The 21,444-nt window shown below is 67.6% G+C and carries 21 protein-coding genes; 17 read left to right on the top strand and 4 right to left on the bottom strand.

All coding sequences use genetic code 11. The annotated features are described in order from the left end of the window. The first annotated feature begins 28 nt into the window (after positions 1-28). The 16 genes from ACWEK3_RS09140 (at position 29) to ACWEK3_RS09065 (ending at position 17,927) form a co-directional block, all read left to right on the top strand. On the top strand, positions 29-1,858 hold the full coding sequence (locus tag ACWEK3_RS09140; RefSeq protein ID WP_453249317.1) for a hypothetical protein: 1,830 nt from the start codon (positions 29-31) through the stop codon (positions 1,856-1,858). A 70-nt stretch (positions 1,859-1,928) separates the two neighbouring features. Beyond that, a complete protein-coding gene (locus ACWEK3_RS09135; protein ID WP_453249316.1) occupies positions 1,929-3,650 on the top strand; it encodes a hypothetical protein in 1,722 nt (573 codons plus the stop codon). 75 nt (positions 3,651-3,725) lie between these two features. Continuing rightward, positions 3,726-3,995 (top strand): hypothetical protein, encoded by a 270-nt coding sequence (locus ACWEK3_RS09130; protein ID WP_453249315.1) that lies wholly within the window; start codon positions 3,726-3,728, stop codon positions 3,993-3,995. Position 3,996: 1 nt separating this feature from the next. Beyond that, the gene (locus tag ACWEK3_RS09125; protein ID WP_453249314.1) at positions 3,997-4,344 is read left to right on the top strand and encodes a hypothetical protein; all 348 of its coding nucleotides are present in this window, start codon (positions 3,997-3,999) and stop codon (positions 4,342-4,344) included. Between the two features lie 18 nt (positions 4,345-4,362). Beyond that, on the top strand, positions 4,363-5,253 hold the full coding sequence (locus ACWEK3_RS09120) for a hypothetical protein (protein ID WP_453249313.1): 891 nt from the start codon (positions 4,363-4,365) through the stop codon (positions 5,251-5,253). Positions 5,254-5,257: 4 nt separating this feature from the next. Continuing rightward, positions 5,258-5,794, top strand: coding sequence for a hypothetical protein (locus ACWEK3_RS09115; protein WP_453249312.1), 537 nt, complete (start codon positions 5,258-5,260; stop codon positions 5,792-5,794). A gap of 46 nt (positions 5,795-5,840) precedes the next feature. Then, positions 5,841-6,161, top strand: a complete 321-nt coding sequence (locus tag ACWEK3_RS09110) for a hypothetical protein (RefSeq protein WP_453249311.1) — start codon at positions 5,841-5,843, stop codon at positions 6,159-6,161. A gap of 3 nt (positions 6,162-6,164) precedes the next feature. Beyond that, the gene (locus ACWEK3_RS09105; protein ID WP_453249310.1) at positions 6,165-7,406 is read left to right on the top strand and encodes a phage tail tube protein; all 1,242 of its coding nucleotides are present in this window, start codon (positions 6,165-6,167) and stop codon (positions 7,404-7,406) included. Positions 7,407-7,439: 33 nt separating this feature from the next. Continuing rightward, entirely contained in the window at positions 7,440-7,805 is a 366-nt protein-coding gene (locus ACWEK3_RS09100; protein ID WP_453249309.1) for a hypothetical protein, read from the top strand. A gap of 248 nt (positions 7,806-8,053) precedes the next feature. Continuing rightward, positions 8,054-8,500 carry a hypothetical protein gene (locus ACWEK3_RS09095; RefSeq protein WP_453249308.1) on the top strand — a complete coding sequence of 149 codons (447 nt, stop codon included), beginning with the start codon at positions 8,054-8,056 and terminating at the stop codon, positions 8,498-8,500. A 42-nt stretch (positions 8,501-8,542) separates the two neighbouring features. Further along, positions 8,543-12,256: a phage tail tape measure protein gene (locus tag ACWEK3_RS09090; RefSeq protein ID WP_453249307.1), complete on the top strand. Its 3,714-nt coding sequence runs from the start codon at positions 8,543-8,545 to the stop codon at positions 12,254-12,256. A gap of 46 nt (positions 12,257-12,302) precedes the next feature. Then, positions 12,303-15,725, top strand: coding sequence for a hypothetical protein (locus ACWEK3_RS09085; RefSeq protein WP_453249306.1), 3,423 nt, complete (start codon positions 12,303-12,305; stop codon positions 15,723-15,725). Between the two features lie 9 nt (positions 15,726-15,734). Next, positions 15,735-16,280: a hypothetical protein gene (locus tag ACWEK3_RS09080; protein WP_453249305.1), complete on the top strand. Its 546-nt coding sequence runs from the start codon at positions 15,735-15,737 to the stop codon at positions 16,278-16,280. A 68-nt stretch (positions 16,281-16,348) separates the two neighbouring features. Further along, positions 16,349-17,257 (top strand): GH25 family lysozyme, encoded by a 909-nt coding sequence (locus tag ACWEK3_RS09075; RefSeq protein WP_453249304.1) that lies wholly within the window; start codon positions 16,349-16,351, stop codon positions 17,255-17,257. Positions 17,258-17,286: 29 nt separating this feature from the next. After that, complete coding sequence (locus ACWEK3_RS09070) at positions 17,287-17,607, top strand: hypothetical protein (RefSeq protein ID WP_453249303.1); 321 nt, start codon at positions 17,287-17,289, stop codon at positions 17,605-17,607. Between the two features lie 32 nt (positions 17,608-17,639). Continuing rightward, positions 17,640-17,927: a hypothetical protein gene (locus tag ACWEK3_RS09065; protein ID WP_453249302.1), complete on the top strand. Its 288-nt coding sequence runs from the start codon at positions 17,640-17,642 to the stop codon at positions 17,925-17,927. A gap of 952 nt (positions 17,928-18,879) precedes the next feature. On the opposite strand, the gene ACWEK3_RS09060 is transcribed toward ACWEK3_RS09065, so the two are convergent. Further along, positions 18,880-19,293, bottom strand: a complete 414-nt coding sequence (locus ACWEK3_RS09060; RefSeq protein ID WP_453249301.1) for a hypothetical protein — start codon at positions 19,291-19,293, stop codon at positions 18,880-18,882. Beyond that, positions 19,286-19,714, bottom strand: coding sequence for a DUF7718 family protein (locus tag ACWEK3_RS09055; protein ID WP_453249300.1), 429 nt, complete (start codon positions 19,712-19,714; stop codon positions 19,286-19,288). Before ACWEK3_RS09055 ends, ACWEK3_RS09060 begins: the two co-directional genes overlap by 8 nt. Before the next feature lie 176 nt (positions 19,715-19,890). Between ACWEK3_RS09055 and ku the strand changes: the two genes are divergently transcribed. Further along, the gene (gene ku / locus ACWEK3_RS09050) at positions 19,891-20,805 is read left to right on the top strand and encodes a non-homologous end joining protein Ku (protein ID WP_453249299.1); all 915 of its coding nucleotides are present in this window, start codon (positions 19,891-19,893) and stop codon (positions 20,803-20,805) included. A gap of 43 nt (positions 20,806-20,848) precedes the next feature. Here the strand turns inward: ku and ACWEK3_RS09045 are convergent, their stop codons facing one another. Next, on the bottom strand, positions 20,849-21,058 hold the full coding sequence (locus tag ACWEK3_RS09045; RefSeq protein WP_453249298.1) for a hypothetical protein: 210 nt from the start codon (positions 21,056-21,058) through the stop codon (positions 20,849-20,851). Between the two features lie 46 nt (positions 21,059-21,104). After that, entirely contained in the window at positions 21,105-21,440 is a 336-nt protein-coding gene (locus ACWEK3_RS09040) for a DUF6233 domain-containing protein (RefSeq protein WP_453249297.1), read from the bottom strand. Between the last annotated feature and the right edge of the window lie 4 nt (positions 21,441-21,444).

Here is a 21,444-nt window from a genome sequence, read left to right as displayed (position 1 = left end):
GATCGTGCGCTCACCGAAGGGATCCGCCATGACAGTCGCCTACGCGTGGGCGCCGATCACCAAGACCGAAGAGCAGGAAGACGGCACGCTGATGGTCTACGGGCCTGCCGCGTCCAGCGACCTCGACCGCGACCAGCAGCGCCTCAATGGCGAGTGGCTCGACCGAGCCATGCCGGAATGGGCACAGGTCGGCAACATCCGGGAGCAGCACGATGCGAAGAGGGCCGTCGGGGTGGGAGTCGGTCTCTCCAAGGCTGACGACGGAAGCCACCACATCGCCGCGCACATCGTCGACCCCGGCGCCGTCACGAAGATCAAGCACAAGGTCCTCAAGGGCTTCTCCGTGGGGATCAAGAACCCCAAGGTGGTCCTCGGTAAGGCCGACGCGCCGGGCGGCGAGGTCATCGACGGGTCGATCTGCGAGATCAGCGTGGTCGACCGGCCCTGCAACCCGAACACTCTCTTCGAGATCGCGAAGGCCGATGGGGCTGGCGCGCTCGAGGTGGTGGAGGACCCCCTCGTCGTGGAGAAGACCGACGCCGAGGCGTTCGGGATCCCGGCCGAGGTGTACGAGCAGCTGCCGGACGGTGTGCGCTCGGCGCTGACGAGCCTGGCAGCGGCCGGGGCGGCGGTGTCCGCGGAGACAGTGAAGACCGAGACGGCAGACGACGGCGTGGTCATCTCGTCGCCGACGTTCCTACTCAAGCTCGACGGGCTGACCGCGACCGAGGACATGATCCGCGGTCTCGTCGACACGCGCGTCGCCGAGCTGAGCAGCGTGTCCAAGGCCGATACATCTGCCGCGGGCCGGCGGCAGGCAGCCGCTTCCGGGGCGGCGATGCCGGACGGCTCGTATCCGATCAAGACGAAGGCTGACCTGCGGAAGGCCATCCGGGCCGTGGGCCGTGGCGGCGCCGATCACGACAAGATCCGGAAGCACATCATCAAGCGAGCCAAGGCGCTCGGACTGGAGGCCATGGTGCCGGACAACTGGAACTCGGACGGCTCGCTGAAGGGCGCGAACAAGGCGGACGCCGATCCGGAGCTGGTGGCGAAGGCGGAGGGGCTGCTCCGTGACGTGCGGGCGCTCGCTCCGTCGCTGACGAAGGCTGACGACGGCGAGGGCGGTTCCTCGGACGGCGGGCACGACGAGGCGAAGGACATCACGGGTGCGGACGAGGCGATCGCGTGCATCGCCCGGCTGATCATCTCGGAGGCTGAGTCGCTCGCGCAGGGCAACCTGAACGAGGCCTGCGACATCGCCATGCTCCTCGACGCCGTGCGTTCCCTCCGCTGGTTCAAGGAGTCCGAGGAGTACGAGCAGCAGATGATGGCGGCCAACAAGTCTGACACCGCCGACGGAGCCAGCACGTCAAGCACCGACAACGGCGAGGACAACGCCCCCGCCGCCACGCAGTCTTCTGCCCCGGCCGAGGGGCAGCAGAGCGCTGACGACGGCCAGCAGGCCGACGACGGAGACCAGAACACCCAAACCGAGGACGAAGAGCCGGACACCGGCTCGGAGTCCGACGCGGTGACGAAGGCCGATTTGGCCGAGCTCGTCAAGGCCGCAGTCGCAGAGGCCACTACCGCTTCAGAGGAGCGCTCGAAGGCGCTCGAAGCAGAGTTGGCGAAGGCGAACGCTGCCATCGAGGAGTTCCGGGCCATGCCCACCTTGGGCGGACCGGCACTCACTCGCACCGCAGCACAGCAGGCCAGGGCGAAGAGCAGCGACGCCGAGCGGATGCGGCAGGAGGCACAGGCCCTCCTGGTGAAGGCCGACCAGGTCTCCGACCGCGACCTCCGCGACGGCTACCGCGAGCGCGCCAAGGTGCTCATGGCCAAGGCCGACGCCTGACCGCCTGCACCCTCCCCCCTTCTCCAGCTCCGGCCCCCGTGTGGGGCCCTTTGCATGAAAGGAGCCAGCGATGGCTCTGCCCCGCGCCGAAGTCCTCTTCGGTGACTCCCCGGAGGCGCCGGCCCTGTCCAAGGCCGAGGTGTCCAGCCGCTTCGACGAGCTGATGTCCGCCGTCGACGGCGCCCCGACCCGTACCCTCGGCCCGGCCGACGTCGTTCAGGCGTTCACCGAGGGCCGCGGCATCTCCTTCGAGCAGCAGCCGACCACCGCGTACGGCGCGCTCACCAAGACGCTGTCCAGCCCGGAGCTGGTCAAGGGACTCTCCTCGGAGTCCCTCGCCTCCATCACCGGCGCGCTGGACGAGCTCAAGTCCCAGCAGCCCGACCTCGTCAAGGACATCACCACCAACTCGCCGGTCGCGGGCGGCCTGGTCGCCTTCGACCTCGAGGCGCCGGCGAAGATGCTGACTCCGCGGCCGACACCGCTGCGGAACCGGATCCCGCGGAAGAAGGGCATCGGCCTGAGCCACCGGTTCAAGGTGATCTCCGGGTTCACCGGTACCGGCAGCGGCGGTGTCGGGAACATCCACCCCGGTATCCAGGACACCAGCCAGACCAACTTCGCGCCCGGCGGGTCGAGCAACGGCCTGTACTACGCGCGCGGTCCGAAGATCTCGTACGCGGGCTACGACAAGAACGTCGCCTACAGCCAGTTCAGCGTGTCGGACCAGGTGACGTGGTCCGCGCAGTACGCCGGTCAGGGCTACCAGGACATCCGGCAGCTGTCTCGCACGTCGCTGATGTACTCCAGCATGCTGCTGGAGGAGCGCATGCTGCTCATGGGCCGCGGCACCTCCAACAACGGCTTCCTCGGCGCCCTGGCCGCGCCGACCGGGCTGACGGTGACGGCCCGCGCCGCCGCCAACGGCGAGGCCGCGATCTCCGGTGCGGGCGCCAACGTCTACGTCAAGGTCACCGCGGACGCCGGAGACTTCGGCCAGTCCGTGCTGACCTCGGCCGCGAACGTGGCCGTGTCCGCCGGTGACGTCGTCGTCGTCAAGGCGACCCTGCCGGCCGGAGCGACCGGCATGCGCGTGTACGTGTCCACCGGCTCCTCGGACCCCGGCGACGCTTCCCGTTACTACGCGGGCAAGAGCGGCGTGAACACGTTCGTTCTGCAGGGCGCGCTGCCGACGTCCGGTGTCGCCGCGTCGACGGTCACCGGCGACACCAGCGCGTACGCGGCTGGATACGACGGCATCCTGCCGATCTGCACCGGCCCCGAGTCCGGGTACGTGGGCCGTCTCAACGCGCCCTTCTCGACGCAGAACCCGGGCGTGGAGTACCAGGATGCGTTCGTGTCGCTGTACAACTCGGTGAAGGCCGACCCGGACCGCATCCTGCAGAACGGCGCGGACCGCAAGCAGCTGTCCGATGCGCTCAAGGCGTCGTCCTCCAGCAACTACCGGATGACGATCACCCAGGATCAGCTGACCGGCGTGACGATCGGCGACGTCGTCAACACGATCATCAACGAGGTCACCGGCAAGGGCGTCGCGGTCGAGGTGCACCCGTGGATGCCGCAGGGCAGCTCGGTGGTCCTCTCGGACACCCTGCCTATCCCGGATTCCGAGGTCTCCGACGTCTGGGCCGTGTTCAACGTCCAGGACCTCATGGGCATCGACTGGCCGGTCAACCAGTTCGCCTTCGAGTCCTCGTCGTACTGGTTCGGCACTCTGCTCTGCTACGCCCCGGCCTGGAACGCCGCGGTCACCGGCATCAAGGCTGCCTGAGCCTGATCCCTCTACTGCTGGGGTCCGCGTCCCCGCTCCGAGGCGCGGGCCCCAGCACCCTCACAAGGAGCCCCCGTGGCCACACTGTGCATGCCCGACGGCGCCTGCCGCGGCATCGACGTCCAGGGCGCCCAGACCGGCGCCACCACCGCTTACACCCCGGGCCGCGACGGCACCGTCACCGTCGACAACCCCCAGCACGAGAAGGCCCTCCGCTCGTACGGCGCGTTCCCCGCGAACCTCGGCGGCCGCACACGCGGCGGCTACCGCTGCGTCACCTGCGGCTTCGGGTCCTTCTTCAAGGCGTGCTCCCGCTGCGGGGGCACCTGCGACAAGGAGACCTGACATGCCGCCCAGGAAGCGGACCACCACCGACGTCTCGGCCAAGGCCCAGCAGGAAGCAGCCCCTGCCGAGCCCAAGGGCGAGGACGAGCAGCCGGCCGCAGCCAACGCCGGAAGCGACGAGCCCAACGCCGGCCCGACGGCTCAAGAGGGCGACGACGCCAGTGCGTCGGCTGAGAAGCCCAAGGCAGAAGAGCCCACCCCCGCGGACCCGAAGGACGACGAGAGCCCCTCGCGGAGCGACCTGCAGACCGTCGAGCGTCCGTGCCTGGAGTGCATGCCGAACGGCTGGCCCGAGGGTGCGTTCTCTGTGGGCTGCACGCACGGCACCTGGGTCCGCAAGAACACCTGATCTGGGAGGAGGGTGGGCGTGCCCGCCACACCGTACGTCTCCGCCGCGGCGTTCCGCGCCCACCCCACCTACCTCGACACCGACGGCCTCATCCCCGGCAACCCCGACATGGCCGCGCAGGACGCCGAGCTCACCAACCTGCTGCTGCAGGCGTCAGCGTGGACGGACAACGCGTGCAACCAGCCGTTCGGCGCACACATGAACAGCCAGTTCACCAGGGTGCGCACCGACCGGTCCGGGATGCTCCGCTTCCATGCGGACCATGGCCCGGTCCGGCAGGTAACCAGCGTCGCCTACGGCTGGTCACCGACGTCGCTCACTGCGCTCGCATCCCCGCAGGCGTGGGTGGAGGACGGGGCCAACCTGGTGATCGGCCTCGGTGGGGCGTCCACGGGCTGGAGCGGGTCTCTGCAGGTCGGGTTCGGTGCCGCGCCGGGCTCGGAGCTGTTCGTGCGGACGTCGTACGTCGCCGGGTACGTGGCCACACAGCTCGCGGCTTCGGCTACGGCTGGGGCGACCAGCATCACGGTGGCGGACCCGACCGGTATCGAGCCTGGCGGCCAGTACAGGCTCTGGGAGCCCGGCTGCGAGGAGACGATCACCGTGTCCCCGCTCTGGGCGGCACCCGCCCCGACAGAGATCCCCGGACCGGCTTCGGTGCTTCTCGCGGCTCCCATCCTCAGCGACCATGAGGCTGGGCACGACGTCTCGGGGCTGCCGGCGGATGTCCGGCTCGCGGTGGTGCAGTACACGATCTCGCTGCTGATGCGGCCGGACTCGCGAGCCGAGGACGAGTACCCGGACTCGGCCACGAACTCGGGGACCCGCGGGTCGGACTCGCGCCGGACCGGCATGGGTCTGGTCAACGAAGCCCGCAGGAACCTGCGCTCCTACCAGCGAGTCAGGTGATGTCGTGAGCGTCCAGACAGCGTTGGACGGGATCTGCCGGTACTTCGGCGGTGCCTACGACGAGCAGACCCGTACCTACCGGTCGTCGCCGTTGTCCGCGGCGGGCGTGGGTGTGGTCCGGCGTGCCTGGGCCAAGGCCGACGTCCACTCGGACTATTTCCTCGGCCAAGATCCGGGGGCTCGCACCGGCTGCCAGATCGTGGTGTACATCCCGCGCCATCATGAGGCCCGTATCGCGCTGGGTGGCGCGCACAGTGGCATGAAGCAGATCACCTACGAGGTGCAGCTGCTCTGCTACATCCGCTCGCGCACGGCGTTCGCGGAGGACGCTCAGGACGATGTCCACGCCCTCCGTGACTCTCTGGTCGAGCACATGCGCCTCGACCGCACCCTCGGAGGCGCCGTGTTCCAGGCCGGCGAGCACGTTGATGGCGGTCTGGATGGGATCGACTTCCGGTACGGCCAGCCGGAGACCAAGGCCGAACTGACCAAGTCGTTCCTCGAAGTGACCTTCGCGGCGATCGAGTTCGTCAACGCCTGACCCCTGCCGCCCTTTCCCCCTTTCACCTCCTGCCTGCGGAGTCTGCATGCCTACTGCCAAGTCCTCGAAGGACGCTGAGTCGACGCCGCAGCTGGAGGACGCTGCGACCGCGGCCACCGAACCCGCCACGGACCCGGAGCCGGTGTCCGAGTCGGCCGGGCCCGAGCCGGGTGTGTACGAGTACACGCACTTCGCGGACTGTGTGTATCCGCACGTGCCGCTCACCTGCCACGCCGCGACGGCCGACCGCCCGGCAACCGTCTACGACTGGCCGTTTGGGCCGCCGGACGACGGCCGCTGGACCAAGACCCGTAAGAAGCCCAACCAGGCCGCCGACAACATGCCGGCCCCGTCCAGCGAGGAGTGACCGGTGCCCACAACTTTCGCTCCGGCCAAGCAGTTTGTCGGCATCGCCAACGAGACCGCGCAGGGGACGCCGGTCGCGATGACCAGCACGGTCCTGGTCAACGAGGTGAAGCCGAAGGACAACCCGAGCTGGCTCGACGACAAGAGCTGGCGCGGGTCGATGGTGTCCGACGCGTACGCGAAGATCCCTGGGGTGTCGCACGCGGAGCTGGACCTCGGCGGCCCCGCCTACGGTGACGGCCTCGGATATTTCCTCAGGAACATCCTCGGCGACGTCACCTGTACTGGCACCTTCACCGGGTCGGGCAGCACGACGCTGACTGCGTCGGTGGCCGCCGGTGCGTCGAGCATCACCACGCAGGCGACGATCCCGGCGTCCACCGTGGTGCAGATCGGCACCGGCGCCAACAGCGAAGTTTTCACCACGGGCACGCCTTCGGGGAGCGGCCCGTACACGATCCCGCTGACGACGCCGACGGGAGGTCTGCTGTATCCGCACGCGTCGGCCGAGGCGGTGCAGCCGGTGACGGGCCCGTACACGCAGGCGCACAGCCTGCTCAACTCGGGCAACGGGCAGCCGATCTCGCACACGATCACCCACTTCCTCGGCCCGACCGCCACGTCGGGCGCGCGCCAGTACCCGGGTGCGTGTTTCAGCGAGCTGGGCCTGAAGTGGAACGCAGAGAGCGAGCTCCTGACGTGGAGCGGGAAGGCCACCACCTGGCCGTCGGTCGCGCTCGGGTCGGCGCCGGTCGCGGCCCCGTCCATGGTGCTCCCGGTCGCGTCGTGGCGGATGAAGATCGGTATCGGCGGCCCGGCGTCTGGCGCGACGCTGATCAAGACGGTCACGGACGGCGAGCTGACGATCAAGCGGGAGTTGACCCCGTACTACACGGTGTCCGGGGTGCAGACGCCGTACGTCATCCAGCGCGGTGGCCTGAGCGTGGACGGCAAGCTCACGTTCGTGGCGGCCGACGAGAGCCCGTTGCTCTACATGTTGAACAACACGCAGCCGCAGCTCCAGATCCTCATCGACAACGGTCTCACCGGCAACAACAAGATCGCGTTCCAGATCGACTGCCAGATCGCCGCGTTCACCGACTCCGAGGCCGACGGCTCCAAGGCCGCCGTCGAGTACGGCAACACCTTCACAGCCATGCCGAACACCGTCAACGCGGGCGGAAGCGGTGGCTACTCCCCTCTCAAGGTCAGCGTGACCAACAACGTTCCCGCCGGCACCTACTGATCCTGCACCACCCATCGGAGCATCGGAGCACCTATGTCTACCACCGAACGCATCACCTTGCCCTCCGGCAACTGGGTCCAGCTCAGGGACGCCCAGACCCTGCGCCGGGGAGACAAGAAGAAGGCCCTGAAGATGGTGCCGATCGACGAGAGCGGCACGATGACGCTGGCGACGCCCAAGGAGATGGACGACGGGCTCCTGGCAGTCCTCGTCATCGACTGGAGCTATCCCTTCCCGATCCCGGATGAGTCGCCCGGCTCGCTGGAGCTGATCCCGTGGGAGGACGACGACACGCTCGCCGAGAAACTCGAGCCGATCCGCAACATGCTGTTCCCGAACAAGCCCGACCCGAAGGACGCGGCGGATCCGGCGTCCCCTACCGAGCCCTCCGCCGACTGAGAGCACGGCTGGAGGGACACCCCGTCCCGGCAGGCCACCCCATCACGCCGGTCGACGAGGCGTACGACTACCTCTGGTACGCCGAGCGGTACCGCTGGACCCCCGCTCAGGTCGACGAGATCCCGGCGTGGCTGGACGTGTGGCTGCCGCAGATGGCGGCCGAAGTTGATGCCGTCCGGGAGGCTGCCCAGGAGAAGGCCCAACGCGAAGCGGAGCGGGGGTGATGCCGCGTGTCAGGGCATGGCAGCGTGCAAGTGGTTGGGCTGGCGCAGCTGAACGCGGCGATGGAGGGCCTGGCCACGTCGCTGAACTACGCAACTCGGGCGGCGACGGCGCAGGCGTCGCATCTGCTGGAGCGTGAGATCAAACAGCAGTTGTCGTCGTCCAGTCACCCGCGGGGCACGCCGACCCCGTCCGCGCCGGGGGATCCGCCGTCGCTGATCACTGGCACCCTGCGCCGGTCCATCAGCGTGAAGGGCCCGCATCCGCTCGGCATGGGCCGGTGGGAGGCGCAGATCGGCCCGACGGCGGTGTACGGGCGGATCCAGGAACTCGGGGGCGTCACCGGCCGCGGCGGCGCCACCGAGCTCCCTGCCCGCCCGTACGTGAAGCCCGCGTTCGAGAAGTTGGCCGCCACTGGCGCGCTCTCGCGGCTCTACCACTCGGCGTGGCGCACGGCCATCGCTCGTCACTGATCTACGCGCTGCTGGCGCCCGACCCTGAGAAAGGGGGGCGCCGTGTCTGCTGCTGGTGGGCTGCTGCCGCCCGTTGTCGTCCGGCTCATGGGCGACATGACCCAGCTCCGCGGCACCCTCGCTCAGGCGCGTGCCCAGGTCGACGGCACCGCCCGCGGGTTTCAGGCTGCGGGTGCGACGGCGTTCGCCGGGATGGCGAAGATGGGCCGCAGCGTGAGCCTGATCGGCGCTGGTGTGGCGGTCGCCTCGACGAAAATGGCCGGCGACTTCCAGGCCGAGACCATGGTGCTGCACACGGCAGCTGGCGAGACCCTCGACAATCTGGGGAAGGTCCGGAAGGGCATCCTCGATATCGCTTCGGGCACCGGTACCGGCTGGCGCAATCTCACGGACGGCATGTACCAGGTTGAGAAGGCGGGATACCGGGGCGCCGAGGGCCTGAAGGTGCTGAAGGCCGCTGCTCAGGGCGCGCGTGAGGAGAACGCGCACCTCGACACAGTCACCAACGCGATGACCAGCGTGATGGCGTCGTACCACCTGTCGGCGAACGACAGCGTGCGCGTGATGAATGCCCTCAAGACCGCTGCTGGTGAGGGCAAGATGACCATGGAACAGTTCTCCTCCAGCCTGTCGACGGTCCTGCCGATCGCCTCAGCGAACAAGATCAGCCTGGAGGAAGTGACCGGAGCGCTCGCCACTTTGACGCAGCACGGCACGTCGGCTCGGGAGGGTACGCAGGAACTCGCGTCGACGATCCGCTCTCTGGCGTCGCCGAACAACGTGGCCGTGCAGGAGATGCAGCGGTTCGGCCTCTCCGCCACCGACGTGTCGACGAAACTCGGCAAGCGCGGGTTGACCGGCACCCTGGATCTGCTGTCGACGACGGTGCTGTCCAAGATGGGCAAGGACGGCACCGTCCTCATGAACGCGTTCAACGACACCAAGCAGGCCGCGCACGACGCCGATGTGATGATCAAGGCGATGCCGAAGAGCATCCAGGGCCTGGCCAAGTCGTACAGCAGCGGCTCGATCACACTCGGCGAGTGGCGGAAGAAGCTCAAGGGCCTGCCACCGGAGCAGGCCAACCTGCTGGCTCAGTACTCCAACCTGCAGAACAAGACGCATGGCTTCAACGACGCTCTGAAGCGCGGCGGCCCGGCGGCCAAGACGTACACCGAGGCGATCCGGAAGATGGCCGGCGGCGCCATCGGCCTCAACACGACGTTGCAGCTGACCGGGGAGAACACGGAGGGCTTCAAGGAGCGGGTCAAGAAGGTCGGTGAGTCCTTCCACAATGCGTCGAAGGACGTGGAGGGCTGGGAGGAGACGCAGAAGCTCTTCAACGTCCAGATGGACAAGGCGAAGCAGACCATCCAGGTCCTGATGATCGAGATCGGCACCAAGCTGATCCCCGTCGTCACCAAGATCGTCGAATGGTTCGGTCGACACAAGGACGTCGCCGTCGCACTCGCGGCGGTCATCGGCGGCGTGCTCGCTCTCGCCGTCGCCGCGTATGCCGCCAAGCTCACCATGAGCGCAGCCAAGACCGTTGTGGGCTTCGGCAAGATGGGCGTCAGCGCGGCGAAGGCCAGTGCGCGCGTCGTCCAGGGCTTCCGCTCAGCGCAGGTCGCGGGGTCAGCGTTTTCCGGGAAGGCAGGTTCCTTCGGCGGCGCCCTGCGGAAGATGTGGGACGGCAGCATCAATGGCGCGAAGGCCGCGGCCCGTGCCGCAGCGACTGCTGGGAAGAATCTCGCGTCTGCTGCGGCCAGGGGTGGGCGTGCGGCGTGGGCGGGCCTGGCGACTGCGGTGCGCGGCGCGGGTGCGGCCATGCGGACCGCGGGGACCGCGGCGCTGTCGCTGGCCAAGAAGACGGCAATGGCGACGGCCGCGGCGTTGCGGTCGGCGGTGGCCTGGGCGTTGCAGAAGGTTCGGATGATCGCGGCTGCGGTGGCCGAGGGCGTGCTCACGGCCGCGCAGTGGCTCCTGAACATCGCAATGAATGCCAACCCGCTCGGACTGATCATCCTGGGGATCGCCGCACTGATCGCGGGGATTGTGCTGGCGTACAACAAGATCGGCTGGTTCCGGGACTTCGTCGACGGCGCGTTCAAGATGATCGGGGCCGCGATCGGCTGGGTCGTCGACTTCGTCAAGGCGCACTGGCCGCTCTTGTTGGCGCTCTTGACCGGGCCGATCGGGATCGCGGTCGGGTTGATCGTCAAATACTGGGACAAGATCAAGTCCGGGTTCCTGACCGCCTACCACGGCACCATCGACGTCGGGAAAGCCCTGATCAGCTGGGTCGCAGGTCTCCCAGGCTGGATCAGGGACAAGGTCGTCTCACTGGGCGTCAAGCTCGTGACAATCGCCCTCGACGCCTGGACCCGTTTCAAGACGTCCACGGTCCAGAAGGCCGGGGATCTCCTCACGTACGTGAAATCCCTCCCGAAGAAGATCAAAGACGGGCTGGGCAACCTGGGCACCAAGCTGCTGCAGGCCGGCCGCGACCTGATCATGGGCTTCATCAACGGCTGCGCGGAGAAGGCCGGGGCCGCGATCCAAAAGGTCAAGGACATCGGCTCCCAGGCCATCGGTGGGATCAAGAGCGTCCTCGGGATCGCTTCGCCGTCGAAGGTGTTCCGGTCGATCGGTATCTACGTCACCCAGGGCTTGGTCGATGGTCTGACCGGGTCGATGGCGAACGTGAAGGCGGCGACCAGGCGCATCGAGAGCCTGTTCATGCAGACCCGCAACCACCTGATGGACCAGCGGACCAGCGGCAAGACGAAGGCCGGCCGTAAGACGAACGCGTGGGTGGCGGCCAAGCTGAAGGCTCTGGCCGGTGTCGAAAAGTACGTGAAGCGCGAGGACGCTGTCATGCGGTCGCTGGCGGCGAAGCGTGACGCTGTCGCGAAGAAGATCAAGGACGCGCAGAAGAAGCTCAGCGACTTGCAGAAGGCCTGGTCGGACGAGGTCAAGTCCGTGAGCCAGGGCATCATGCAGGGCTTCTCCATCGTCACGGAGGCGCCGCAGCAGGGGTTCGCGTTGACGGCGCAGGACGTCGTCAACAAGATGCGCGACCAGATGAGCCGCGCTGTCCAGTTCACCGCCCAGCTACAGGCGTTGAAGAAGAAGGGCCTGTCCGCGGACCTGATCGCGCAGATCGCTGCAGCTGGAGTCGAACAGGGCGGGGCCACCGCGGCCGCACTCGCGGGCGCCTCCAAGGGGCAGATCGCTGAGATCAACAAGCTGCAGAAGACGACCAAGTCTGCCGCGGACAACGCGGGCAAGGCCGTCGCGGACTCGATGTACGGGTCGGGGATCAAGGCGGCCCAGGGCCTGGTCAAGGGTCTCCAGTCGCAGGAGAAGGCGATCGAGCGGCAGATGCTGAAGATCGCCAAAGCCATGCAGAAGGCGATCAAGTCCGCGCTCGGCATCAAGTCCCCGTCGCGGGTGTTCGCGTCGATCGGCGAGTGGATCCCCCGCGGTCTCGCGACCGGCGTCGAGGGGGCCGCCCACCATGCGACGCGGGCCGTGGACCGGCTCGCCGGCTCAGTCGCCGGGGCCGGGTCGTTCACCGGCGGTGGGCTGGCGATGGCCGGCGCTGGGGGCGGCGGTGCGGTGGTGCACAACCACTTCACGTTCCAGATCGAGGGCAATGTGACGACCGTGGACAAGCTGGCCAAGGACGTCGAGTCCGCGTTCCTGAGGCGCGGTATGCGGAATCCGCTGACGTACACGCAGTACAAGCGCTGATCAGCTAGTTCGAGGGCGCCGCCGGGCGTCAGATTGGTGGTGCCCGGTGGCTCCCAAACTGTCCACGCTCCAGGACTTCTTCGGCGGCACAGCCCTCAACGCCCAGCGATGGAACGCCTCGTCGGCGGCCCCGAACGTCAGCCTGGATGCGAGCCTGGCCCGGGTCGCAGTCTCGTGCACCACCTCGTACTGGATGCTCGGCTCCGCATCGTGGGATGCGACGGCGAGCAGCGCGTACGCCCGTGTAACGCCAGCGCCGGTCGGTAACGGCACCACGGAGACGTACCTCCAGGTCGTCCTCGACGGCAACAACAAGGCTGGCCTGTTCGTCTCCGGCAACATCCTGTATGCCAGGGTGACGAACGCCGGGACGGCCGTCACGACCACGGTCGGCGCCTACGACCCGTACGCCCACGCCTGGTGGCGCATCGCCGAGTCCGGCGGGAGCTTCATGCTCTCCACCTCGCCCGACGGGTACACGTGGACCACCCGAACCACCACCGCCTACACCTGGAACGCGACCTCGGTCCAGCTGCAGTTCGTCACCGGCTTCTACGGCACGGAGGCGGCGGGCCTGGCCGCGTACGTTGACCACGTCAACACGACCACGTCGGCGGTCGGGCAGCCCAACCTGAACTACCCGCTCATCGAGGACGCGTGGGGGCCGTACTGGGGTGCCAACGCTGGCAACCAGCCATCGGACCGGTATGTGGAGGTCACGGACCGGACCCGCGGCACCGTCTCCATCAGTCGCGGCCGCCAGTACGAACTGGACCAGGTCCGCTCTGGCGAGGCGTCACTGACCCTGGCCAACACGGACGCAGCCCTGGACCCGACGAACACGGCCGGTCCCTGGTACGGGCGCATCGCGCCGTACCAGCCGTACCGGCGGCGCGCGCAGTGGCCTCCGACTCGCAACTTGCTGGATCAGTCGGCGGCTACGGCTGGGACGCTGGGCGGGTATGGGCTGGGGACGATTCCGCAGGGCACGAGCGGGCCGGCGATTTTCTCCACGACGGACACCACTGGCGGCTCCTTCGTCTCGTCGAGCACGGCGTGGCAGGGTGGCACGGTTATCCAGGTGTCGGTGCCCTCCGGATCCGCGGCGGCGTCGCGACCGTGTCACACGCCACGTTGGTCCGTGGTCCCGGGCCAGACGTACACGATGCAGGTGCGGGTACGAGATGTGACCCCGTCGACGAGCTTGAGCGTGCGGGCGTTCATCGGCTGGTACACGGCCAGCGACTCCCCGCCGACGGGGTACGTGTACGGCTCGACCACGGCGCTGACTGGGTCGGCGACGGCTGGCTGGACGACCATCACGGTCACCGCTACCGCGCCCTCCAACGCGATGGGGCTCGACGTCGGGGTGTCGCTCGCTGCCAATGCGGCGGCCACCTGCAACTTGCAGGTGGATGGCTGGCAGTTGGAGAAGGGCACTGCGGCGACGACGTGGCAGGTGCCCGGTGTCTGGTATCCGGTGATGTCGGGGTGGACGGAGCGGTGGCCGTCTCAGTGGGACATGGACGGCATGTACGGCGTGGTCCAGCCCACCTGCGTGGACACGTTCAGTTTGCTGAGCCAGCAGCAGTTGTCGGACCCGTTGACGCAGGAGATCAACAGTCGTAAGCCGCGGTTCGTGTACCGGCTCGACGATCCTGCGGGATCTGTCAGTGCCACGGACTGGACCGGCAACTACCCGGCCGCTCAGATCGGCATCAGCAAGTACGGCGCCGGTTCGATGACGTTCGGCTCGTCGATTACTTCGAGGGACGAGGGTGGGGCGTACACCGGATCGGCGGGCACCGTCGCGACGGTGAATAACTCAAATCCCGGCACCAGCATCACGGGTGGCGCCAGTTTCCTCGGGCTGACTAGCGCGGGGATCAAAGGGCCGGCCGACCCCAGAACATGGGTGCGCGTGATCGCCTTCCGGTATACGGGCCCCACGCCTACGACAGGCGCCATGCTGTGGTCGTGCATGGACAGGCAGCGTGACGGAGGGACGCCGTCCGGCAGCCGCATCTACGTATACATCCACCCGAGCGGGAAACCGGTCCTGGACATGCAGGGGCCCGACCGGACCAATACCACCGTGTATGCGGGCGGCGCCACGAATGTGGTGGACGGCAACTGGCATCTGCTCATTTTCGGTTACAGCGCCGCCCTACAGCAGATTCTCTTCTCTCAAGACGGGGCGACAATCGCCTATTTCGGCTCGATCTCGCCTAAAAATACACCTACCGGACTCGTTGGAGATCACGTCGGAGGGTACGTCGACACCACACTCGGCAACACCACCACGTGGAACTTTCAAGGCGACATCGCATTCGCGGCAGAATTCGGCGACTACTTCGACTCCGCACAGGCCATCACCGGCATGTACGCGGCCTGGAAGGCGGCATGTGCCGGCGAGTCGAGCACCGCCCGCTACTCGCGGATCCTGCGCTACGCCGGATACAGCGGCGTCTACCAGCTGCAGAGCGGCCTCACCACGGCGATGGGGCCAGCGAACTTCGACGGCCAGGACGCCATGAGCGCACTGCAAGCTGTCGTCGACACAGAAGGCGGCGCGCACTATTTCGACCGGGCAGGGGCTCTCCAGTTCAAGAGCCGGTCGAACCGCTACAACTCGACTGACCCCGTGTACGTGTTCGGCGAGCGGGCTGACCTTGGAGAGTGGCCGTACGAGGACTGCCAGATGGACTACGACAGTACCCATCTCAGCAACCAGGTCACAGTCACGCAGGAGGGCGGAGGGCAGAACTTCTACGCCAGTGACGCGACTTCCATCACGGCCTACTTCCCGCGCCCCATGTCCCGCACGATCAACTCGGCCAGCGCGGACGAATGCCAGGACGCAGCGAACTACTTGCTGTCCCGGTACCGGCAGCCCGCGCAGCGTGTCAGCTCCCTGAAACTCCATCCCAGCGCGAACCCCGGCTTGTGGGCGGTGTGTCTGTCGCTGGAACTCGGGACGCGGGTGCGGGTGATGCGCCGGCCGCCGGGGGCCCCTGCGGTTCAGGTGGATTGCTTCGTCGAGAACCTCGCGTGGGAGTTCGGCGACGACAACGAGGCGTGGCTGACCCTGCAATGTTCGCCGGCTGACCTGACGCCGTACGGGGTGTTCGCGTCGTGGCACACCACGCTCAACTCGACGATCGCGGCGGGCGTCACGACGGTCACGGTCCGCGCGGGTCAGGACAACACGAACCGGCTCGCTGCGCAGCTCGCGCCCGGGCAGAAGCTGGTACTCGGCCAGGGCACGGCCAACGCCGAGACAGTGACGGTGTCGGCAGTAGGGGCAACGAACCCGGGCTGGACGACGGGCACGATCACGTTGTCCCCAGCCACGACGAAGAGTCATGCGGCCGGTGATGTGGTGTGTGAGCCGCTGCCGTCCGGGGTCACGGATCCGGCGAGGTGGGATGCGGTGGCCAAGTTCGACTCGATCACTTTCGCTTATTAGGAGGGTTCTGTGGGCCGGATTGTGCCTGTCGCGGCGACTGCGTCGCCCGGTAATTTCCTGACTGGCGCGTTGTGGAACTCTCAGGTTAAGGCGCTGAATGATTTCATCACCGGGGTTCCGATTTTCGCCGGGTATGCGACCGCCTCACAGTCGATTCCTGCAACGAACACAAACACTGCCCTGAACATCGACACCACAATCGTCGACACCGACAACGGGCACTCCAACACCACCAATAACAGCCGGTACACCGCCACAGTGCCAGGCACATACTTGGTCTCCGGCGCGGTCGGGTATCCAGCAAACAACGTCGGCGACCGGCGCATCTACATCGCCCTCAACGGCGTTAGCATCCCCGGGTCCGGCAACTCTATGGACCCGTCTCAGGCTGTGATTCACGGCCTTCAGACGAGCGCGATTGCCACGATGAACGGGACGACGGATTACGTCGAAGTCTTCACCGCGCATTCTTCCAGTACCAACCCTCTGGCGACCAACGCTGGCACCAGCAGCATTTACTGCCCTGCCATGCGTGTCGTCTGGATCGGCCGCTGACCACTCCGACTCCACTCTCTCAGCCCCTCGCCCCCGAGGGCGCTTCGTCTATGCCTTGGAGGCACTTCATGACCAGCACTTGCCGAGGCGTTGACGTCTCCGCCTACCAGGCCGGACAGGACTGGGCCAGGCATAAGGCCGACGGCGTCACCTTCGCCTTCGCCAAGGCGTCGGAGGGGCAGAAGACGCACGACAGCAGGTTCGGGACCCACATCACCGGGATCATTAAGGCTGGTCTCGTCCCTGGGGCGTACCACTTCGGGTGGCCGAACCAGGACGCCGCGGTGGAGGCCGCGAACTACATCGCCGCGGTGAAGCCCTACGCGGGCAAGGGGTTCTGTCACTGGCTCGACCTGGAGCGCTACAGCGACGGCCGCAACTACAAGGGCCGCACGGCCGCACAGATCAAGGCCTGGTGCGCCACGTGGATCGCCGCCGTGCAGAAAGCATTCCCCGGCCAGCGCGTCGGCATCTACACCAGCGCCGACGACATCGCCTACGGTCACGTCCCGGCGGACGTGCCGCTGTGGTACCCGGCGTATCCGTGGGGTGCGGCGGCGTACTCGAAGGCCGAGGCCGCGGCCCGGCCGAGACCGTCGGGCCGGGCCGTCACCTTCTGGCAGTTCACGTCGACTCCGCTCGACCGGTCCATCTGCTTCATGTCCGCAGCGGATCTCCGCGCGTGGGCGCAGGGCACCGCGAAGACCTCCTCGGCTCCGCTCTTCCCCGGCCGGGACAAGTTCGTCCTCGGCGCCCACAACGACTTCGCGCTCCAACTGCAGCAGTGGCTCGACAAGGGCAAATGGGGGCCCGCATACAAGGTCGGCCCGTCGCGCACGATGACGCAGCTGGACCTCGACAAGGTCGCCGCACTGCAGCGGCACTACGTCAAGGATCTCGGGCCCGCCGACGGCCTCACCGGGCCCAAGACGTGGCTGTACGCGTGGCAGGTCGCCAACGGCCTCCGCAAGAAGTAGTCCGTCCCCACTTCACCCTGGAGTCCTTCATGCCCCTCACGAACGCTGAGCTGTGGGCTGCTGCCCTCGGCTACGTCCTGCCGCCCGTGATCGCGATCGTCGCCCAGCCCAGATGGACCGGTGCAGTCAAGGGCCTGCTCATGCTCACCGTCGCGGTGGTCGTCGGCCTGGGCACGGCCTACTTCAACGGCGACTTCTCCGGCAAGCCGATCGTCACCTGCATGCTCGCCGCCGCCATCGCGATCGGCATCGCCTACCACACCGTGTGGAAGCCGTCCGGGATCGCGCCGGGGATCGAGCGGGCCACGTCGACGGCCGGCCCGCGGCATGCAGCCGACACTGGAGCCTGACCTCTGCCCTCCGAGCGCTTACGGGAGGTGGTATGGACGCCGCCATGCTCACGGCTGTCTCCGCACTGATCGCGGGGCCCGTGGCCGCGGCGGCGGCCATTTACGGCTCCCGAGGCGCGAACCGGGCAGCCCAGGAGGGCGCAGCGTTGACCGGCTACGACAATCTGACTCAGCGCCTTGTCGCCGAGCGCGACAAAGCGGAACTCGATGAAAGGACCGCCGAAGCCCGTGCGTCGGCGGCCGAAGCGAAGGTTGCCGCGCTTGAGGCGGAGATCGCACGTCTACGGCTCCTCGTGACTCAGCTCGGGGGGACGCCGTGAGGCGCGCGGAGGCTGTCCTCCACCAGGCGCGGCACGTGCTGTGGGGTTTGGCGGTGCTGTTGTTCCTCGGTGGTGCGGTCGCCGTGTCGTATCTGCTTGTCGAGCGGGACCGTCTTGCCACTCAGCTGGCGGACGAAGCGGATTTGCGGGGTACGGCCGTGGCGCAGTTGGCGGGGGACGTGCGGACGCTCAGGCAGCAGATCACGGCAGAGGGGGGTACGCCGGCGGCGCCGGATCCGACGAGGGCGGTGCAGGATCTGTCGAAGCGGATCGCTGTTCCGGTACCGATCCCTGGGCCGCCGGGACCGCCGGGGCCTTCTGGCGAGGCGGGGCCGTCTGGTAGGCCCGGGCCTTCAGGGAAGCCGGGTGCCTCTGGGATGCCTGGGTCTCCAGGGCGTGCCGGCCCGGAGGGCTCGATGGGGCCGAGTGGTCCTGCGGGGGCGTCCGGTTCGATGGGGCCGCCGGGTCCTACTGGCCCTGCGGGGCCTGCGGGGCCTGCGGGGCCTGCGGGGCCTGCGGGGCCGAGGGGGGACCAGGGAGCGAAGGGCGATCAGGGGCCTGCTGGGCCGGCGTGTCCGTCTGGCTATCACCTGGAGACTCCGGAATACGACCCGGATGCGCTGGTGTGTCGGAGGGATGGTGCCGCGCCGGATGGTGGTGCGCCGTCGAATCCGCAGGCCGCGGTACTCGTGGCAAGTGCCGTGTTTACTCGTAGGAGGGCGAATGCCGCGAGCCGTTCCACCAGTTCCACGCCGCGTCGGCGCGGGCGGCACCGAGCGGTCCAGGGTCGTGCCGTGGCGCGCTGACGATCCGCGTGTCGCGCGCCCGCAGTACAAGGGCCTGTTCGTGGAGCCGGACTGGCCACCGGATGACGAGCTGGACTGGGAAACGTAGATGGAGAACCCCCACCGCCCGAAAGGGCGGTGGGGGTTCTTCGCGTCTTGGGCTGGGCTTACGCCATCGACCCCTGGAAGCGTTCGACGTGCATGCTGGCTGCGGCACCCCACGCGAGGTTGAAGCGAAGAGTGCTTCCCCGCTGGTTAGCGACGTGATCGAACAGCATGCCGATCGTGGCAGCTCCGCCGATCCCCTCTCGTTGCTCAGTCTCGGCGGGGGACGTATCCGGATGGAACGTGGTGAACTCCAGCCGGTTAGTCGCAGGCCAGAAGATCGCCACCGTGACCGGGGGCGTCTGCCGACTCATCCTCGAGTACACGTCGTCGATTGTGTCGCTGTCGAGGGCCACAAGGACTTGGTCCCCGGGCCGATGGCCATGCTCAACGAAGAGTCGCCGCGTGTCGGGGTCGGCCAGCTTCCTCGCTACGTCGAAGGCAACCTTGCGTCGGAGTTCGCGATTCTCAGGCACACCGCCACCTCCGCAAGTTGTCTTCCCAGTTTCGCTGCATCTCGTCGAGCGCCCCCTCGTAGCTATCGTGCACGACATCCCAGGCACCGTCACGCTCGGGGATGTCACGAATCAAGTCATGATCTAGCAACACCGTTCCGCTTCGGCCGAAGAGGTGCCGGTGGATCGTACCGCCGCAGCAGTCGATGCGAGCCACCTCCTCCCAGGTGCCGTAGTCGCTGGTCAGCTGCATCACCGCATAGTCGACGATCTTGTTGCGATAGGTCCTCATTCGGACGCGTAAGAGATCACTGTCGGAGCACGGGATGTCGAAATCCCACTGCTCAGCGGGTGGAACCTTAGGCGGGCGATATGCAGCCTTGGGAGGCGTCTCACCCATGTCTACCAGCCTGCTACGGCGCTTGTTGCTGTTGTTCGCCAAAGCCTCCGTCCCCCCTCCTTGGAGTGACGAAGGTTACCCGCTTGGCCTACCCACCGACCCTGCCTTGCCCTGCCAAACGAGGAAGGTTCGCCCCATTCAGCGACAGGACCAAGGGTGCAAGTGCTGACGTCCGCGCATAGTCTGATGCTGCTCGGGGTGTGCTGTGGAGGTCTGCCATGCCCCGAACCATCTGGAGCGGCGCGATCAGCTTCGGCCTGGTCACGGTGCCTATCCACATCCAGTCCGCCACCGAAGACCACTCGATCCGGTTCCACCAGTACCACCTGGAGGACATGGGCAGGGTGCGAGTGCGCAAGGTGTGCGAGGTGGAGAACCGCGAGGTCACGCAGGACGAGATCGGTAAGGGCTACGAGTGGTCGAAAGACCAGGTGATCCCCATTAGCGACGCCGAACTCGGCAACCTGCCGCTCCCCACCGCGAAGGCCGTGGAGATTGAGGCCTTCCTCCCACTGGAATCCATCGACCCGATCCGGATCGGGGAGGGCTACTACCTGGCCCCGGACGGGCAGGTCGCCGCCAAGCCGTACAAGCTCCTGCGGGAGGCCCTCGGCCGGTCATCGAAGGTGGCGGTCGCGAAGTGGGCGTGGCACGGGAGGGAGCGCCTCGGGATCCTCCGTGTGCGCGACGACGTCCTGGTGCTGCACCTGATGCGCTGGCCTGACGAGATCCGCGACTCTGCCGAGGTTGCCCCGCCCGCGGTCGAGGTCACCGATGACGAAATCGACGGCGCCCTGGCGCTCATGGAGACGATGGCGCGCGACGACCTTGAGGGCGACGAGTTCCGCGACACGTACACCGAGGCCCTGGAACAGATCATTGAGGCCAAGCGGGAGCACCGGGCGCCGCCGGAGGTGCAGGAGCCGGAGGCTGAGCCGGGTCAGGTGCTAGACCTGATGGCGGCCCTGAACGCGTCCGTGGAGAAGGCGAGGGCCGCGCGCGGTGAGGGGGAGGCCGACGTGCACGAGATGCCCGCACCGAAGAAGAAGACCGCGAAGAAGCAGCCAGCCAAGAAGGCGGCAGGGAAGAAGACCGCGGCGAAGAAGTCAGCGCGCAAGCCACGCAGCGCCTAAGCCCGCGGCCGAAGCGGCAGCGCGTACCTGGGGACCTGGGCGTTCACCGCCGCCAGTCGTCCGGCCCGCCGCCGCGCCACTCGATCAGATCCGACCCGGAGACATCCAGCTCGTCCCAGCCCTCCAGCCCGGAATGCTCGAGGAACACGACCAGGTCTTGGATGCTGTACGCCATACCGATGGCGATCCCATCGACAGTGACTCGCCGGCCACCGCACTCCCCAAGCGGGTGAACGGTCACACGAGCAGCCATGCCACCATCCTCCCGCCGGACCCTGCGGGCTGCATCGTGGCACAGGTCAGTCGAAGATGCCGAGCAGGGTGTCCGGGCGGCAGTGCCCGCACGCCTGCACCCCCTCGGTGAGCGCGCGCACGGCCACGTCCCTCGGCACGCCCTTCCACCGTTTACCGGCCATGTGGCAGCCGCCTTCGTGCACGGTTACCGGCGGGGAGTCTCTGTTCAGTCCCTGCTCCAGGATCCACTCCGGCGCGGGCGGCCGGGCATCGATGCCGCGCTGCCGCTCCTGCTCGCGCCGCTCGGCCTCGGTGATCTGCTGCCGGACCCGGTCGAGGGTGAGGAGCAGCCACGTCTCCAGGGTGCGGAGGCGGGGCAGGTCCGGCGGCAGGTCGTTCACATGT

Source organism: Streptomyces sp. NPDC004721 (assembly GCF_053601495.1).
This window is presented reverse-complemented; position numbering and strand designations above follow the sequence as displayed.